The sequence below is a fragment of the Kitasatospora sp. NEAU-69 genome (genome assembly GCF_057158765.1).
In genome coordinates this window covers 79,929-96,254 of record NZ_JBWXUE010000014.1, presented here as the reverse complement: position 1 = coordinate 96,254, position 16,326 = coordinate 79,929, and the positions used below count along the sequence as shown (strand labels likewise).

Annotated in this window: 13 protein-coding genes; 9 read left to right on the top strand and 4 right to left on the bottom strand. The window is 73.7% G+C overall.

The window, feature by feature from the left end; all coding sequences use genetic code 11:
• The first annotated feature begins 119 nt into the window (after positions 1-119).
• The 7 genes from AC060L_RS18150 (at position 120) to AC060L_RS18120 (ending at position 11,577) form a co-directional block, all read left to right on the top strand.
• Entirely contained in the window at positions 120-2,084 is a 1,965-nt protein-coding gene (locus AC060L_RS18150) for an ATP-binding protein (RefSeq protein WP_483799818.1), read from the top strand.
• On the top strand, positions 2,081-4,480 hold the full coding sequence (locus AC060L_RS18145; RefSeq protein WP_483799817.1) for an ATP-binding protein: 2,400 nt from the start codon (positions 2,081-2,083) through the stop codon (positions 4,478-4,480). The genes AC060L_RS18150 and AC060L_RS18145 overlap by 4 nt, the downstream gene beginning before the upstream one ends.
• A 121-nt stretch (positions 4,481-4,601) precedes the next feature.
• The gene (locus AC060L_RS18140; protein ID WP_483799816.1) at positions 4,602-5,375 is read left to right on the top strand and encodes a DedA family protein; all 774 of its coding nucleotides are present in this window, start codon (positions 4,602-4,604) and stop codon (positions 5,373-5,375) included.
• A gap of 160 nt (positions 5,376-5,535) precedes the next feature.
• A complete protein-coding gene (locus AC060L_RS18135) occupies positions 5,536-7,542 on the top strand; it encodes a threonine/serine exporter family protein (RefSeq protein ID WP_483799815.1) in 2,007 nt (668 codons plus the stop codon).
• Between the two features lie 90 nt (positions 7,543-7,632).
• Positions 7,633-8,583 (top strand): hypothetical protein, encoded by a 951-nt coding sequence (locus AC060L_RS18130; protein ID WP_483799814.1) that lies wholly within the window; start codon positions 7,633-7,635, stop codon positions 8,581-8,583.
• 149 nt (positions 8,584-8,732) lie between these two features.
• Entirely contained in the window at positions 8,733-10,133 is a 1,401-nt protein-coding gene (locus AC060L_RS18125; protein ID WP_483799813.1) for a C40 family peptidase, read from the top strand.
• A 136-nt stretch (positions 10,134-10,269) separates the two neighbouring features.
• Positions 10,270-11,577: a GNAT family N-acetyltransferase gene (locus tag AC060L_RS18120; RefSeq protein ID WP_483799812.1), complete on the top strand. Its 1,308-nt coding sequence runs from the start codon at positions 10,270-10,272 to the stop codon at positions 11,575-11,577.
• Positions 11,578-11,612: 35 nt separating this feature from the next.
• Here AC060L_RS18120 and AC060L_RS18115 read toward each other — a convergent pair whose 3' ends face one another.
• The gene (locus AC060L_RS18115; RefSeq protein WP_483799811.1) at positions 11,613-12,473 is read right to left on the bottom strand and encodes a TetR/AcrR family transcriptional regulator; all 861 of its coding nucleotides are present in this window, start codon (positions 12,471-12,473) and stop codon (positions 11,613-11,615) included.
• Positions 12,474-12,598: 125 nt separating this feature from the next.
• On the opposite strand from AC060L_RS18115, the gene AC060L_RS18110 reads away from it, so the two are divergent.
• The gene (locus AC060L_RS18110; RefSeq protein WP_483799810.1) at positions 12,599-13,126 is read left to right on the top strand and encodes a GNAT family N-acetyltransferase; all 528 of its coding nucleotides are present in this window, start codon (positions 12,599-12,601) and stop codon (positions 13,124-13,126) included.
• 11 nt (positions 13,127-13,137) lie between these two features.
• Here AC060L_RS18110 and AC060L_RS18105 read toward each other — a convergent pair whose 3' ends face one another.
• Positions 13,138-13,620 carry a macro domain-containing protein gene (locus AC060L_RS18105; protein WP_483799809.1) on the bottom strand — a complete coding sequence of 161 codons (483 nt, stop codon included), beginning with the start codon at positions 13,618-13,620 and terminating at the stop codon, positions 13,138-13,140.
• 40 nt (positions 13,621-13,660) lie between these two features.
• Positions 13,661-14,989 carry an MFS transporter gene (locus AC060L_RS18100; RefSeq protein WP_483799808.1) on the bottom strand — a complete coding sequence of 443 codons (1,329 nt, stop codon included), beginning with the start codon at positions 14,987-14,989 and terminating at the stop codon, positions 13,661-13,663.
• 131 nt (positions 14,990-15,120) lie between these two features.
• Here AC060L_RS18100 and AC060L_RS18095 point away from each other — a divergent pair, with 131 nt between their 5' ends.
• A complete protein-coding gene (locus AC060L_RS18095; protein ID WP_483799807.1) occupies positions 15,121-16,089 on the top strand; it encodes a LysR family transcriptional regulator in 969 nt (322 codons plus the stop codon).
• A 42-nt stretch (positions 16,090-16,131) separates the two neighbouring features.
• Here the strand turns inward: AC060L_RS18095 and dmpI are convergent, their stop codons facing one another.
• Positions 16,132-16,314: a 4-oxalocrotonate tautomerase DmpI gene (gene dmpI, locus AC060L_RS18090; protein ID WP_483799806.1), complete on the bottom strand. Its 183-nt coding sequence runs from the start codon at positions 16,312-16,314 to the stop codon at positions 16,132-16,134.
• Positions 16,315-16,326 lie beyond the last annotated feature (12 nt).

Sequence of the window (16,326 nt, the reverse complement as noted above, 5' to 3'; positions counted from 1 at the left end):
CCGCCCGACTGCCAGTAATGAAGGGCTAATTCGCTCAATGGGGTCATAACACCAGGAAATCCACCGTAGAAGGTTTAAGTGGTGGTCGGGCGATTGTCAGACTGGCAGACTGGGGCCTCATGTCAGACGGTCCGGAGAACCTGCGCACCACTGAGGTCGACCTGGGTGGCCTGGTGAGCGTCCTCGCCACCCATCTCTACTCCACCCCCCTGGTCGCCCTGCGCGAACTCGTGCAGAACGCGCACGATTCGCACACCCGCCGCCGCCTGGAGGACCCGGACGGCGTCGGCCACCAGCCGCGGATCCGGGTGCGCGCCGACGCGGCGCGCCGGACCGTCGCGATCGAGGACACCGGCGCCGGCCTGACCGAACCCGAGATCCACGCCTACCTGGCCACCGTCGGCACCGGCTACACCCGGCTGCTGCGCGACCTGACCGGCAACGAGGAGCTGATCGGCGCCTTCGGCCTCGGCTTCCTCTCCGCGTTCTCGGTGGCCGAGGAGGTCACCGTCACGACCACCTCGCACCGCGAGCCCGAGCTCTGCCACCGCTACCGCAGCCGCGGCGGCGAGCAGTACAGCGTCGAGCCCGCCGCGCCCCGCCCGGCCCCGGGTACGGTCGTCGAGCTGACCCTGAAGGCCGAGCACGCGCACCTGGCCGACGAGCAGGCGCTGCGCGAAGTCCTGGCCCGGTACTGCGTCCTGCTCAGCGTCCCGGTCTACGTCGGCGACGACGAGCAGCCGGTCAACGACATCGCCGTGCCCTGGCGCGAGCCGGTCCCCGAGCACCGCCGGCACGCCGCCCGGATGGAGTTCGCCACCTCGTTCGGCCGCCGCTTCGAGCCGCTGACGGCGTTCCCGTTCGAGCCCGCCGACCCGGCTACCGATGCCGTCGGCCTGCTCTGGGTGCAGGACGGCGCCAGCTACGGCAGCAGCGACAACCGCGACCTCGCCGTCTACCTGCGCGGCATGCTGCTCGCCGACGACGCCCGCGACCTGCTGCCCAGCTGGGCCGGGTTCATCGGCGGCGTGGTCGAGTCGAACCGTCTCACCCCCACCGCCAGCCGTGAGGACCTGCAGCGCGACCAGCACTACCGCGCGCTGCAGCAGGCGCTCGCCGACGCCATCGTCAACGGGCTGTACGAGACCGCCCGGCTGCACCCCGCCGCCTGGCGCCGGATCCTGGCCCGGCACGGCCAGGACCTGCTGGGCGCCGCGCTCTGTGACGACCGGCTCTTCACGCTGCTCGCCGACGACGTCCCGGTGCCCACCTCGCAGGGCGACCTGACGGCGGGTGCGCTGCGCGCGGCCGGCCAGGGCGCGGTGCACGTCGCGCTCGGCTCCGGCGGCGGCTTCGAGGAGATGCTCTACCGCGCGATGCAGGTCCCGATCGCGCGCGGTGACCGGTACGCCGTGCTGCCGTTCCTGCGCCGCTACGCGCAGCTGCGCGACTGCCGGATCGTCGAACTCGGCAGCGAGAGCGGCAACCGCGAGCTGTTCCGCGACCCCGAGCACCCGCTGCCCGCCGAGGAGCTCGGCTGGCTGGCCGCGGCGCTGGCCGAGCCGGGCGAGCAGCTGGTGCCGGCCCGGTTCGATCCGCCGAGCCTGCCGCTGGTGCTGGTCCCCGACCGCGAGGCGGAGCTGAAGGCCCGGATCGAGGACGACGAGGCGGATTCCCGGATCCCGTCGGCCGCGCTGCGCCTGGCCCGCGCGTTCACCGCGCGGACCGACGGCGCGGTCCGCGCCCGGCTCTACCTGAACACCGCCGCCCCGGCCGTCCAGGACCTGCTGCGCGCCTACCGCGCCGGGCACACCGGCGCCAGCACGGCCGCCGGGCTGCTCCGCTCGCTCAAGGTGATCATGGCGGCGACCGGGTCCACCGGTTCGGCGGCCGGCGACCTCGGCGCGGCACTGACCGGGGTCGGTACGGCGGTCGCCGCGCTCACCGCCCCGCCGCCCGGCGATCTGTCAGTGGACCTCGGCACACTGTTGGGCAACGGCGACCCGTTCGGCGACAGCGCCGTGGAGTCGCACCCGAACGACCAGTCGCACCCGAACGACGAGCCGGGGGAGAACGGCCGATGACCACCGACATCTGGGGCTGGGTCTACGACACGCACAGCCGGCTGACCGAGGCCGGCCAGCACCGGCTGGCCACCGCGCTGGTCGAGATCGCCGGCCACGCCGTCGACGGCCGCAACGAGCAGCTCGACGCGATGTACCCGGAGGCGCTCGCCTCCGCCCGCGCGCTCGGCCTGCCCTGGGCCGAGGTCTTCCTGCGGCACTGGCGGCTGCAGAACCTCCTCAACAAGCGCCACCAGGGCGAGCGGGCGATGACCGAGGCGGTCTCGCTGCTGGAGTTCGCGCACCGCGAGGAGACCGCCGGCTGCCCGCAGTCCGTCTGCGCGGTGCAGGACTTCACCATCTGCCACGCCAACATCGACGGCCCCGGCTACGTCCCCGAGCGGCTCGCCGTGCTGGAGGAGACGCTGGAGCGGGTCGAGCCGGCCCGGGCCTGCTTCGACTGCCTCTCCCGCGAGTACGCCGACACGCTGGAGGACGACGGCCGGGCCGAGGCCGCGCTCGCCCACCTGGACCGGGCGCAGACCCGGATCCAGGCGGCCGGCGAGTCGGTCTCGCTCGCCTTCGGCCACGGCCGGGCCTCCGCGCTCTACCGCCTCGGCCGGTACGAGGAGGCGCTCGCCGCGCTGGACGTCGCGCAGCAGGCCTACACCGCCGCCCGGAACACGCTGGACGAGGACGACCTGCGCAAGCTCGGCGTCCACCGGGCCCGCGCGCTGGCCGCACTCGGCCGCTGGGACGAGGCGCTGGCCGAGCTGCCGCCGGCCGAGGAGGCCGACGCGTTCGCCGACATACGGCACCGCTGGGCGGACGCCGTCGAGCGGCTGGTCGCCGCCGGGCGGTACGGGAACGACGCCCGGCTCGGCGCCCGGCTGGCCGGCTGGGTCTCCTACCTGGACGCCGCCGGTTCGCACCGGCCGTGCCTGGACCTGGCGCTGGTCGCCGGCCGGCTGGCGGTGCGGCGCGGCTCCCGCCAGGTGGCGCTGGCGCTGGTCGCCACCGGCGAGCGGAAGCTGGCGCTGTTGCGCCGCACCGACGACGTGGCCGGGCAGCTCGCCGAGCTGCGGGCGGCCGCGCTCGAACTGCCCGTGCCGGCGCTGCCGGTGCCGGCCGGTGAGCTGCTGGAGTGGCTCGGCTCCCGCGACGAGACGGCCGACTACGACCCTGAGGCCGACCTGGACCTGCTGGCCGCCGCCTGGGACGCCCAGGACGCCCAGGACGACTCCGCAGCCGACCGGGCGCCCGGCGCCACCGACCTGCTGCTCAACCTGGCCGGGCTGCTCGCCTCGCTCGGCCACGACCAGCCCTCCGCCGAACTCCTCTGGAGCCGTCTGGAGCAGGACCCTGGCCACCAGGACCTGGTCGGGATGCTCAGCTCGGTGCTGATCGAGGCCCGTGACGACGATGGCATCCGCCGGCTGGCCGACCGGCTGGCCGTCGATCAGCCGGTCCGCGCGCACTGGATCCGGGCCCGCTGGGCACAGGCGGAGAGCCGCTGGGCCGAGGCCATCGAGCAGTGCGAGGCGCTGCTCGCGCTGGAGCCGGACCGGATCAACCCGCGCCGGCTCGCCGCCGGCGCCGCGACCGAGCTGGGCGATCACGCGAAGGCCCAGCAGTTCTACCGGGACCTGCTGGTGCACGGGCTGCCCGCCGACCAGGCGGAGCTGGCCGGGCCCGACGAGCAGCACCGCCTCGTCCGGCCGCGCGACCTCTGGCAGTTGCTCGTCTCCGCGACCGCGAACCGGGACTGGGCGACGGTCCGTGAGGCCGGTGCCCGGCTCGGCCTGGAGTTCGAGCAGGCCGAGGGCCCGATCGAGGAGGAGTGGCAGCTCGTCACCGTCCGGGCGCGGCGCAGCAACGGCGCGACCACCGACCTGCCCGCCGTCCGCACCGGCCCGGCCACCGCCCGGATCCTGCCGGTCCTCGGCGAGGACGTCCCGCTCAACCACCGCGACGTCGTGGTCGTCGATCCCGCACTCCTGGAGGCGGCCCCGGCCGAGGACGCGCCGGCCGAGGAGCGCGCGAACTGGCGCCCCACCTTCGGCCTGGTCACCCTGCTCGACCCGGCCGGCTACACCACCTACTGGCTCGACGGCGCCTGGCCCGGGCCGGAGGCCTGGGACGCACTGCGCACGGCCGTCGGCGAGGCGGGCTACGGCCTCTGGGCCTACAGCGGCCAGCAGTACCTGATCACCGATCCGGCCGACGGGGACGCCGGCCTGCCGGGCATCTACGCGGCCCTCGGCGTCCCGCCGACCGCCTCCGCCGCCGACACCGACGCGCTGCTCGGCACCCTGACCGCCGACTGGGAGCACCCGCTGACCTGGCTCGACCTCGCCAAGGCCGCAGGCGCGGACACCACCAGGCACGAGGAGGCCGTCGAGCGCTACGGCCTCTGACGCGGCGGGTGGCCGCGCGGCGCGACGGGTGGCGCGGGCAGCGACAGGGGACTCCGGCGGACTTTGCCAATGCTTTACCATCGAGGGACGACGCCCCCGAGACCCGCCCGGAGTGCCCGCCGTGACCCCTCTCGCCACCGCCGGCCTCGCGCTCGGGCCGTCCTGGCTCGATCCGACCTCGCTGATATCGACGTTCGGGCTGCTCGGCATCCTGCTCGTGGTCTTCGCCGAGTCCGGGCTGCTGATCGGCTTCTTCCTCCCCGGCGACTCGCTGCTCTTCACCACCGGACTGCTGGTCGCGCACGGCCAGTACCTGAGCCGGCCGCTCTGGCTGGTCTGCCTGCTCGTGGTCGCGGCCGCGGTCGCCGGGGACCAGGTCGGGTACCTCTTCGGTCGCCGGGTCGGGCCGAGTCTCTTCCGCCGGCCGGACTCGCGGCTCTTCAAACAGGAGAACGTGGAGAAGGCCGGCGCCTTCTTCGAGCGGCACGGGCCGAAGGCGCTCGTGCTGGCGCGGTTCGTGCCGATCGTGCGGACCTTCACGCCGATCGTGGCCGGCGTCAGCCGGATGAACTACCGGACCTTCGTGCTCTTCAACCTGCTCGGCGGGGCGCTCTGGGGCGGTGGGGTCACGTTGCTCGGGTACTTCCTCGGGCAGGTGGCCTTCGTGCGGGACCACATCGACCTGATCCTGGTCGGCATCGTGCTGGTCTCGGTGCTGCCGGTCGCCGTCGAACTGCTGCGGGCCCGCCGAAGCGGCGGTGCCGGTGCCGCTCCTGGTGCTGGTGCCGGTGTCGGCGGTGGGGGCGGGTGGCACCGGGCCGGGCGGCCGGCTGAGGGTGTTTCAGCGAACCATTCAGCCGATGGTCAGACAACTGATAACCATCTCGTCCACTGAGGAACGTATCCTCTGCTTCTCGGGCATTTCCGCCCGATTGATCGCTGCGGCCCCAAACTGCCGGTCCGACCATATGCATGGCGGTTCGGCTTCAGGCAGGGTGGAGCCGAAGATCACGAGCAAGTGAGCGGGTGGCGTGCCACCCCGGAGGAGTGCGGCAGTGTCTAAGCGGGGCCGGGGCCGTGGCCAGGGCAGCGGACCGGGCGCGAGGCGGAATGGCTGGAAGGCGGCCGCTCGGCGCGCCGAAGGCTCGGCCGCACCGCCGGACGCGTCCGGCGGCCCCGACACCGGGTCCACCACCCCGGACACCGGTCCCGCCACTCCCGTCCGGCCCGCCGAGGCGCCGCCGACCTCCGGCCTGCTCGGCAACGCCGCGCCGCCCGCCGACCAGGTCCAGCTGATCCCGCTCGCGCCGCTCCCACAGGAGACCGAGGGTCTGCTCCGCCACGCTGAGCCGCCGTCACCGGCACCCGAGCCGGCCGAGCCTGACACCGTTACCGCTGCTGAGCACGCTGAGCAGGCTGGGCACCCCGGTCCCGACGAGCTCACCGAGGCGGTCACCTCCACCGTGGAGTTCTCGGTCGAGACGCCGACCGAGGAGTTCGAGGCCTTCGCCGAGCTCGGCGGCGGCTCGGAGGACACCCTCACCCCCGAGGTCTGGCGTGCCGTCGGCTACCACCCTCCGAGCGGCATCGGCGGTGCCACCCTGCGGGCCGGCGCACCCGGCGCCGCGCCGTGGCCGGACCGGATGCGCACGCTGCTGCGCACGCCGATGTCCGAGCGCCCGGCCTTCGAGCGCACCCCGCGCGGGGTGAAGTCCGAGGCGATCGCGCGCAACGTGCCGCGGATCCTCGACCTCACCCTGCGGATCGGCGAGCTGCTGCTGGCCAGCGGCGAGAGCGCGGAGGACGTCGAGGCCGCGATGCTCGGCGTGGCGCACGCCTACGCGCTGGACCGGTGTGAGCCGCAGGTCACCTTCACGCTGATCTCGATCTCCTACCAGCCCTCGCTGGTGGAGGCGCCGGTCACCTCGGCGCGGGTGGTGCGCCGCCGCACCTCCGACTACACCCGGCTCGCCGCGGTCTACCGGCTGGTCGCGGACATCACCGCCGAGAAGATCTCGGTCAACGACGCCTATCGCAGGCTCGCGGTGATCCGCCGCAACCGGCACCCGTACCCGAACTGGCTGCTCTCGGTCACCGCCGGTCTGCTCGCCGGTGCGGCGACCTTCCTGGTCGGCGGTCAGGTGGACGCCCGGGCCTGGCTGGTCTTCATCAACGCCGTGGTCGCCGCGATCATCGGCGACCGGCTCGCCTCGCTGGTGGCCAGCCGCGGGCTGCCGGAGTTCTACCAGTTCGTGCTGGCCGCGATGCCGGCCGCCGGCTGCGGCATCATCCTGTCGCTGAACAGCTCCGGGCTGCGCGGTTCGGTGGCGATCACCGGTGGCCTCTTCGCGCTGCTGCCCGGGCGGGCGCTGGTCGCCGCCGTGCAGGACGGTCTGACCGGCTTCTACATCACCGCCGCGGCCCGGCTGCTGGAAGTGGTCTACCTGGTGGCCGGCATCGTGATCGGCGTGATGCTGGTGCTGTACGTCGGGGTCAGTTTCGACGCCCACCTGAAGCCGAGCGAGACGCTGGTCGGCGTCTACAACCCGCCGGTGCAACTGGTCGCGGCGATGCTGCTCACGCTCTTCTTCGCGATGCTGCTGCAGGCCGGCCGGCGCACGCTCGCCCTGGTCACCCTCAACAGCGGGATCGGCTGGTCGGTCTACGGGGTGCTCGTCCACAACGCGGGCATCTCGCCGATCGTCGCCACCGGGATAGCGGCCGGCGTGGTTGGCCTCTTCGGTCAGCTGATGGCCCGCTACCGCTACGCCTCCTCGCTGCCGTACGTGACGGCGGCGCTCGGCCCGCTGATGCCCGGTTCCGCGCTCTACCTGGGCATGCTCGCGTTCGCCCAGGGGCACTCCTCGGCGGGTCTGGTCTCGATCAGCCGGGCGGCCGCACTGGCCATGGCACTGGCGATCGGGGTGAACCTGGGTGGCGAGGTGGCCCGGCTCTTCATGAAGGTTCCGGGGACCGGCGCGGGCATCGAGGGTGCCGCCGGCCGGCTGGTGCCGTACCTGACCGGGCCGCGCCGCGCGGCGAAGCGTACCCGCGGCTTCTGATCCGCTGTTAGCTGTACGTACCAGCCGTACGTACCGTTGACCGCAGGCCCGCGGATCGTCGAACCGTCGAAACCGGAAGCAGCACCGCTCATGCACCTGGCCGGACTGGTGGAGGAATACCGCAGGCACATCACGGCCGCGCACAAGCAGCCGCTCTTCCTGCTGCTGGTCGGCTTCATCACGTCGTTCGTCTTCATCCGGTTCAGCGTGCGGATGATCCGGGCCCAGGTGCGCTGGTGGCCGGGCAACATCACGCCGGGCGGACTGCACATCCACCACATGGTCTTCGGGGTCGGCTGCCTGCTGGTGTCGGGGATCGGGGTCTTCGCGACGAACGGCGGCCACCCGTGGCTCGACTGGTTCGGGCTGCTCTTCGGGATCGGCTGCGGGCTGGTGCTGGACGAGTTCGCGTTGATCCTGCACCTGGAGGACGTCTACTGGAGCGCGCAGGGCCGCAAATCGGTGGACGCGGTGATCCTCGGCATCCTGCTGACCGCGCTGCTGCTCACCGGCTACGTGCCGCTCGGCGTGGTGCCGGGCACCTCCTCGGCGGACACCGGCGGGCGGTGGGGACTGGTCGCGGTGATCTCCGTCAATGCCCTGATGTCGGTCATCGCACTGATCAAGGGCAAGGTGTGGACGGGTCTGCTGGGCATCATGGTGCCCGGCCTCTCCTGGATCGGCGCGGTCCGGCTGGCCCGGCCGGCCAGCCCGTGGGCACGCTGGCGGTATGCCGACCGGCCGCGCCGCCGAGCCCGCGCACTGCGCCGCGAGCGGCTGCTGCACGCCCGTGCGGACCGGGCCAGGACCTGGTTCTTCGACCTGATCGCCGGCGCCCCCGACAAGGTCCCGGCCCACCACACGCACACCCACCACCTCGCCGAGAAGATGGCCGCCCGGGCCACCGCCCGGCTGGACGCGCGCCACCAGGAGGTGCTCGCCGCCCGGGCCGCCGAACGCGCCGCGTACCGCCGCCGGCGCACCGTCCGGGCCGGCCGGGTCCGCTCGTACCGCAGCCGCGGGCCGCGCCGGCGCTCCTGAGCCCCGCCGACCGAGTGCTTCGTCTGCGATCTCACCCACACGGGGGTACGTGGCTGGCGCTGATCATTCGTCAGGTCTGAGACTGTTACGTCGAGTGACTGAATTGTCACGTGATGGGATAGTTGTCTCGGACCGTGAGGACTCCACTGGTGCCACGTACTGGTCCCGTTCCCGCCTGCCGCCTGCTGTCCGTGATCCTGTTGGTGCTTGCCGTGTTGACCGGCGTCGTGCCGGCAGCCGCCGAGCCCGGCGGTGACGAGCCGGGCGGTGCGGCTTCGGGCGGTGCCGCTTCGGCCACCGTCACGCCGGGTAGCCCCGGGCCGAGTGCCTCGGCGGCCGCTGACGAGCCGGCGCCCGACGGGCAGCCCTACCCCGGCACCGCCGAGATCGCCACCGCCCAGGCCGAGGCCGACCGCCGCTCCGCCGCCGCCGACGCGATTGAGGCCCAGCTGACCGCCGCCCGCCACGAGCTGGACGACTCCGACCGGGAGGCCGAGCAGGCCGTCGAGGCCTATGACGGCGCCCAGGTGAAGCTCGGCCGGGCCCGCGAGGCGGCCACCGCCGCGGCCGCCAGAGCAGCCGGCGCGCAGGCCGCACGGTCCGCCGCCGTCGAGGACGCGGCCGCACTGGCCGCCGCGACCTACCGCGAGGGCACCAGCCTGGAGCTCTCGGCGATCAACGCGATCTTCGTCCTGCACGGCTCGCGCGAGGTGGGCGAGCAGGCCGAGGCGGTCGGCGCGGCAGGCCGGACCACTCGTCAGATCCTGGACGCCGCGACGGCCACCGCGGCCGCGGCCACCGCCGCCGACCGGGCCGCCCGCACCGCCTCCGACGACGCCGAGCGCGCCGCCCGGTCCGTCGACCGGGCCCGCGAGCAGGCGCAGGCCCGGCTGACGGCCCGGCAGGTCCGGGTCGGCGAACTCGGCCGGCGCCGGGAGCGGCTGCTCGGCGAACTGGCCGAGGCCCGGCACACCACCCTGGACCTGGAACGCCAACGCCAGAAGGCCCTGGACGCGATCGCCGCCGCCCAGGCCGAGCAGGCCGCGAAGGCGGCAGCCGCCGCACAGGCCGCCGCAGCCGACCCGCCCCCCACACCCGCTCCCGTCCTCAGCCCCAGTCCCAGTCCCACTCCCGCTCCCAGTGCTGCCGCCGTGCCCCCACCGGCTGCCGAGGACGCGGCCGGGCCCGGTGACGTCAAGGCCGCGCTCGACTTCGCCCGCTCCAAGCTGGGCCTGCCCTACATCTGGGGCGGCGAGGGCCCCGACGGCTACGACTGCTCCGGCCTGACCATGCTCGCCTGGCGCCAGGCCGGCAAACGCCTGACCCACTTCGCCGCCGACCAGTTCGCCGAGTCCACCCCCGTCAGCTACAGCCGGCTGCGCCCCGGTGACCTGGTCTTCTGGAGCCACACCGGCCGCCCGGCGGACATCTACCACGTGGGCATCTACCTCGGCGACGACCAGATGATCGAGGCGCCACGCCCCGGCGCCGAGATCAAACAGGCCAGCCTGTGGATCATGGGCCCGCCCGACTTCTACGCCCGCCCCTGACGCCACGGCGCAAGCCCAGCGGGCACGGTGTGGCGGCCGACGTCGGTGCGGGGAGCGTGGCGCCGGGCCGACGAGCTGCTTGCGGGCGGCGGGAAAATCGGGTGCCAGGTCCGTGCCGCCGTCCTACGGTGGGTGGATGGGCACCGAGACCGCTGTAGCTTCCGTACCTGCCACGAGGGCCGCGCACGCCGCCGACCTGGTCGATGGGATCGAGATCCGGGAGATCACCGAGGAGACGCTGGGCGCGTGGGGTGCGGCGGTGAACGTCGGCTTCCTGCGCGCCGGGCTGCCGGAGGGTGTGGAGTTCCGGCGGCTGCGGTACGTCCCGGGCCGCACGCTCGGCGCGTTCGACGGGGAGCGGTGCGTGGGCACGTTCCGCAGCACGCCGCAGCAGCTGACGGTGCCGGGCGGTGCGCTGCTGCCGGTGTCGGCGATCACCGGCGTGACGGTCAGCCAGACCCACCGTAGGCGCGGCCTGCTGAGCCGGATGATGCGCCGCGACCTCGCCGCCTCGGCCGCGCGCGGGGAGGCCGTCGCGATCCTGATCGCCGCCGAGTACGGCATCTACGGTCGGTTCGGTTTCGGCCCCGCGACCCGGCTGCACGGCTGGCAGATCGACCTCAAGCGGGCCCGTGGTCTGCGGGCGGAGCTGACCGGGGCGCCGGGCGGCCGGATCGAGCTGATCAGCATGGCCGAACTGGGCACGCTCGGGCCCGAGTTGCACGAGCGCTGGCGGCGCGGCCAGGTCGGCGCGATCATCCGCGACGAGGCGCACTGGGGGGTGGCCACCGGTTCGAACCCGGCGCCCGGGTTTGACTTCAAGGAGCCGTTCGCGGTCGTGCACCGTGACGCCGGTGGCACTGTCACCGGCCTGCTGGTCTACGCGATCAAGGACCAGTGGGACGGCAGCTACCCCGACTGCACGCTGACGGTGAAGGACTTCCTCGCGCTGGACCGGCCGACCGCCGTCAGCCTCTGGCGTTACGCGCTCTCGGTCGACTGGGTCAGCAAGGTGGTCGTGGAGAACGTCGGCCCCGACGACCCGCTGCCGCTGCTGCTCAACGACCCGCGCGCCGCGACGCCGTTCGCGGAGAACGCCGACTTCATGTGGCTGCGGGTGCTGGACGTCCCGGCCGCCTTCGCCGCCCGGACGTACGGCGGTGCGGGCCGGGTGGTCCTGGAGGTCACCGACGCCGACGGCTATGCCGCCGGGCGCTGGGCACTCGAGGCGGCCGCCGACGGCACGGGCCGCGCGGTGCCGACCACCGATGCCCCGGATCTCGCGCTCGCGGCACGGGAGCTCGGCTCGCTCTACCTCGGCGCCGAGTCCGCCGGCCGGCTCGCCGCGGCGGCGCTGGTCGAGGAGCGGCGCCCGGGTGCCGCGTTCGCGCTGGACCGGCTGCTCGGCACGCCGCTCAAGGCCTGGAACCCGGACACCTTCTGACCGTCCTGTCCGCGAGCTGCGCTCGGCCGGCCGGCTCAGCCGCGCCGGGCGCGCTTGCCGGTCGGTGTGGCCGGCTTCGCGGTGGCGGTCTTGCCGATCGTCGGCAGGACGAACTCCTGCACCATGTCGACCGCGTCGCGGACCAGTGGGCGGAATATCCGGTAGCGGGAGAGGGTGACGATCTTCGCGACGAACGGGGCGCAGCGCTTGATGAAGGCGCGGGTGCGCTCGGTGTCGTCGGTCCGGTCGAAGACCCAGTAGAGGACGACGACCATCTGGTGCAGCCAGAGCAGGTCGGGGAGCAGCTCGTCCAGCTCGGGGTCGATCTTCGGGCCGAGGTCCGAGCCGTCCAGCACCTCGCGGAAGATCCGGACCGCCGTCTCGCGGGCCGGGTGGGACTCGTTCGAGAACGGGCTGAGCGCGCTGTTCGGGTCGGCCGCCGTCCGGAAGAACTGCGCGGCGAACTCGTGGTACGGCGCGGCGCAGTCCACCCAGGAGTCCAGCGCGAACTGGAGGCGCTCGGAGAAGTCCGTGTGCCCGGTCATCCGCCGGCGTGCGTCGATGGCGTGCTCGTGCGTCATCCGGTCGTAGAAGCCCTGGATGAGGAACTCTTTGCCCTCGTAGTAGTAGTACGCGTTGCCGACCGAGACGCCTGCCTCGCTCGCGATCGCGCGCATGGTGGTCTTCTCGTAGCCGCGCTCCTGGAAGAGCCGCATCGCGGTTTCCAGGATCAGGGCCCGGGTCTGCTCGCTCTTGGCGGTCTTCGGCCGGGCGCGTCCGTCACCGGCCGGCGGCTCGTCCGCAGGCGGCGGCTCGTCCGCGACCGGCTGCGCAGGTTCGTGCGGTGCGTGCGGTTCCTGGGATGCGGGGCTGGTCGGGTCCACGGCGTCGTCCACGAGAGCCGAGCCTAGCCGGGCCGTGCGCGGGCTCCCGTGAGGCGGCCGGGTGGGCGGGCGGGTGGGCGGCTGGGCGGCCGGGTGGGCGGGCGGCGCGGTCGGGCTGCCGTGGCAGGATGCGATGTATGAACGGATCAGCCGTCGTCATCCGAACGGGCAGCGCCGCCGACGCCGCAGCTGTGGCCGACCTGCACGCCGAGAGCTGGCGGACCGCGTACGCCGGCATCGTCCCGGCCGAGGCGCTCGGCGACGGGCTGCCGCAGGAGCGGCGCGAGCTGTGGGAGCTGCGGCTGACCGCCGACTACGGCGAGCCCGGCAACACGCCGCTGCTGTTGCTGGCGGAGGACGCCGACGGCTTGCTGCTCGGCTTCGGCTACCTGGTCCCGCAGCCCGACGGACGAGTGCTGCTGGACAACCTGCACGTGCGCCCCGGACACACCGGCGCCGGCACCGGCGCCGTCCTGCTGCGCGAGGCCCGGGAGCGGGCCCGGGCGAGCTATGGCGACGCGCCGTTCTACCTGGAGGTGCTGCGCGAAAACCGGCGCGCGATCGCCTTCTACGAGCGGGCCGGCGGAGTCCGCACCCGCGAGGGCCGGGCCGCGTTCCGCGGTGGAGTGGAGCTGCCGGAGTACGAGTACAGCTGGCCGGTCTGACAGCCGGAAAGTCAGTCGTGGTCGTAGACCGTGACCGCGATCCCGTGGGCGGTCAGCCGGGCGGCGATCAGTGGCTCGACCAGTTCCCAGCGCCCGCCCGAGAGGCCGCAACCGATCCGTGGCATGTGGACCGAGGCGCCCAGCTCCAGCACCGGTGCGGCCAGCCGCTCCAGGGCGGCGTCGATCGCCTCGTACCGGACCGGCACGCCGGAGGAACGGCCGGTCCTGGTGCCGCGCTGGCCGATCAGGTTGGCGACCCGGATGTCGCGCTCGACGGCCACCAGTTGCATCGAGCCGAGGCCGAAGTCGTTGTGGGCCCGCTCGCGGTGCCATCGCCGGTAGGCCGCCTCGGGCTCCGGCCAACGACGGGAGAGCGCGAGCACGAAGCCCTTGCCCCAACCGCCCAGGTCGTTGCAGACGTGTGCGATCACCTTGGGGCCCTTGGCCTGCGGACTGGTCGCGTCGCCGCGGAGGTAGCGGATCGCGCTGTTCATGTCGGCAGCGTAGATCGGTGGACTGACAGAAGGGGAGCGGTTATCGCGGCCGGCTCTGCGTCGTGCTGCGGGAGTCGGTGCCGGCCGGGTGCAGCAGGCGGCGGCCGGCCAGGGCGGCTGTCAGGGCCAGCAGGCCGGCGGCTGCCGGCACGGCGTAGCCCAGGCCCGCCGCGGTGCGGCCGGCGTGGCCGGTGTGCTGGGCGAGTAGGCCGCCGAGTGCCGAGCCGGCCGAGATACCGGTCACGATGCCGGAGACGGCCAGGGCCATGCCCTCGTTCAACGCGCCTTCGGGGAGCAGGCGTTGGAGCAGGGTCATGCCGGTGACCATGGTCGGTGCGGTGCCGAAGCCGGTCGCGAAGAGGGCCAGGGCGAGTCCGCCGAGGCCCAGGCCCAGGCCGGCGCCGAGCGTGCCGGCCGTGAGCGGGAGCAGGAGTAGCGCGGCCATGGCGGCCAGGGCGAGCAGGAACCTGGTGACGGGCGGGCGCCGGGCCGGGAGCAGGCCGAAGGCCAGGCCGCAGAGAGCGGAGCCGGCCGCGGTGAGGGCGAGCAGCAGTCCTGCTTCGGACTGTCGGCCGTGGGCGGCCGCATCGGCCAGCGTGGTGATCTCCATCGAGCCGAAGACCATGCCGGTGCCGAAGAAGACCGCGACCAGCAGGGCGGTCCCCGGTGAGCGCAACGGGGAGCGTTCTGCGGCGGACCTGGTTGGTGCGACCGGCGGTTCGGTGCGCCGCTCGGTGGCGAAGAGCAGGGCGCCCACGGTCGTGCAGGCGGTGGCGACGATCAGTCCGGCCTCGGGGAAGAGCATCGTGCAGAGCAGCATGCCGAGTACTGGTCCGGTCATGAAGGTCAGCTCGTCGAGTGCCTGCTCCAGCGCGTTCGCGCAGTGCAGGGTGCTCGGCTCGCCGCCGTGCAGGTGGGCCCAGCGGGCGCGGGACATGCCGCCGAGGTTGGGGCCGATCGAGGCCGCGAAGCTGCACAGCAGCAGTGACCACCGGGGGGCGCCGCTCGGGATCAGCAGGATCAGTGCGCCGCTCGGTACGGCCGAGAGCAGTGCGGCGGGCGGCGAGACCCGGGACTGTCCGTACCGGTCGACCAGCCGGCCGAGCAGCGGCATGCCGAGCGCGACCCCGACCAGCCCCGCGGCCGAGACCGCACCCGCCAGTGCGTAGGAGTCGCGCCGGTCGGCGACCGCGGTCAGCAGGCTGACGCCGCGCATGCCGAAGGCGAGTCGCCCGAGCAGGCCGTAGAGCGTGAAGGCGACCGCGCCGGGGACGGCGAAGACGCGCCGGTAGGCGGTGAGTGCGGAGAACGCGGAGGAGGGGTGGGCGGAGGTGCGGGCGGACGAGGAGGGCGGGGACGTGGTGGGCACAGGGCTCCAGAGGGCCGGAAGGGCAGGGGAGTTGTGCCAAGCCTGTCCCGCCGGGCGCGGCCGGGTCCAACACCTGATCGGGCGCATTAACGCAGTGGCGTTGTCAATCGCCCGGCGGCTAGCCTTCCGGCATGCCCGTGGACCTGCACCCCCGCCTGCTGCGCGGTTTCGTGGCGACCGCCGAGACGCTGCACTTCGGCCAGGCCGCCGCGCGGTTGCACCTGGCCCAGCAGGCGCTGAGCCGGGACATCCGGACGCTGGAACGGCTGCTCGGCCGCGCGCTGTTCGTCCGCACCACCCGCAGCGTCGAACTCACCCCGGCCGGTGAGCAACTGCTGCCGCAGGCAAGGAAGTTGCTGGCGCTGCAGGAGGAGATCCTGGCCCCGGCGCAGGCCCGCCCGCTGCTGGTCGATCTGAACAGCGCGGTGACCGGCGAGGACCTCACGGCGCAGCGGATCCTGCAGGCCGCCCGGTCCGCCGATCCACAGCTCGAGCTGCTGGCCCGCTACTACGGTGGACTCGCCTCGGCGGCACGGGAGTTGATCGCCGGGCGACTGGACGCCTCGTTCGGCTGGTTCAGCGGGCTGGCGCCCGAGCTGCGCGCCGGTCTCGCGCAACGGCCGGTCAGGCTTGAGCGGTTGGCGCTGCTGCTGCCGGTCGGGCATCCGCTCGCGGCGCGCCGGGTGGTCCGGATCGCGGAGCTGGCCGGGTATCCGGTGGACATCTGCGCGGGCAATCCGGCCACCACCGAGTGGACGGCCTTCGGCGAACGGCTACTGGCCGCACACGGGTTGACGGCGGCGATGGCGCTCCCGCCGCCGATCGGGGCGGAGGAGACGGCCCGCTACCTGACCCGGCACGGCCTGGCGATGCTCACCACGACGGGCGGGCCGGAGCTGCCCGGGGTGGTCACCCGGCAGTTGGTGGACCCGGTGCCGCTGACCCTGGTCAGCCTGGTCCACCGAGCGGCGCGGCACTGCCCGCCCGGCGTCGAGTCGCTGGCCGCGCAGGCGCGGCTGCTGGGGGAGCGGGAGGGGTGGCTGCGGCCGCCGCCGGGCAGCTGGCTGGCATCGGAGGACCGTGCGCTGCTCGGCCTCTGACCTGCCGGTACCCCTCCCGCCCCAACACCCCTCCCGCTCAGCTCACTTGTCGGCGATGAGCTTGCCGGCCGCGCCCCAGCTGTCGGCGGGGAACTCCTGGATCCAGACCTGCACGGTCTCGGCCGGGATCTGGTAGGCGTCCACGAAGGCGTCGGTGATCCGGGCGACCAGCTCGCGCTTGAGCTCGACGGTGCGGGGACCCTGCTGAACGGTGACGATGGGCATGGCCTGCTCCTT

What these genes read in the sequence shown, in the direction of transcription:
- AC060L_RS18150 (WP_483799818.1), top strand. Translation starts at nt 120, where the DNA reads ATGTCAGACGGTCCGGAGAACCTGCGCACCACTGAGGTCGACCTGGGT.
- AC060L_RS18145 (WP_483799817.1), top strand. Translation starts at nt 2,081, where the DNA reads ATGACCACCGACATCTGGGGCTGGGTCTACGACACGCACAGCCGGCTG.
- AC060L_RS18130 (WP_483799814.1), top strand. Translation starts at nt 7,633, where the DNA reads ATGCACCTGGCCGGACTGGTGGAGGAATACCGCAGGCACATCACGGCC.
- AC060L_RS18120 (WP_483799812.1), top strand. Translation starts at nt 10,270, where the DNA reads ATGGGCACCGAGACCGCTGTAGCTTCCGTACCTGCCACGAGGGCCGCG.
- AC060L_RS18110 (WP_483799810.1), top strand. Translation starts at nt 12,599, where the DNA reads ATGAACGGATCAGCCGTCGTCATCCGAACGGGCAGCGCCGCCGACGCC.
- AC060L_RS18105 (WP_483799809.1), bottom strand. Translation starts at nt 13,620, where the DNA reads ATGAACAGCGCGATCCGCTACCTCCGCGGCGACGCGACCAGTCCGCAG.
- AC060L_RS18095 (WP_483799807.1), top strand. Translation starts at nt 15,121, where the DNA reads ATGCCCGTGGACCTGCACCCCCGCCTGCTGCGCGGTTTCGTGGCGACC.
- dmpI (WP_483799806.1), bottom strand. Translation starts at nt 16,314, where the DNA reads ATGCCCATCGTCACCGTTCAGCAGGGTCCCCGCACCGTCGAGCTCAAG.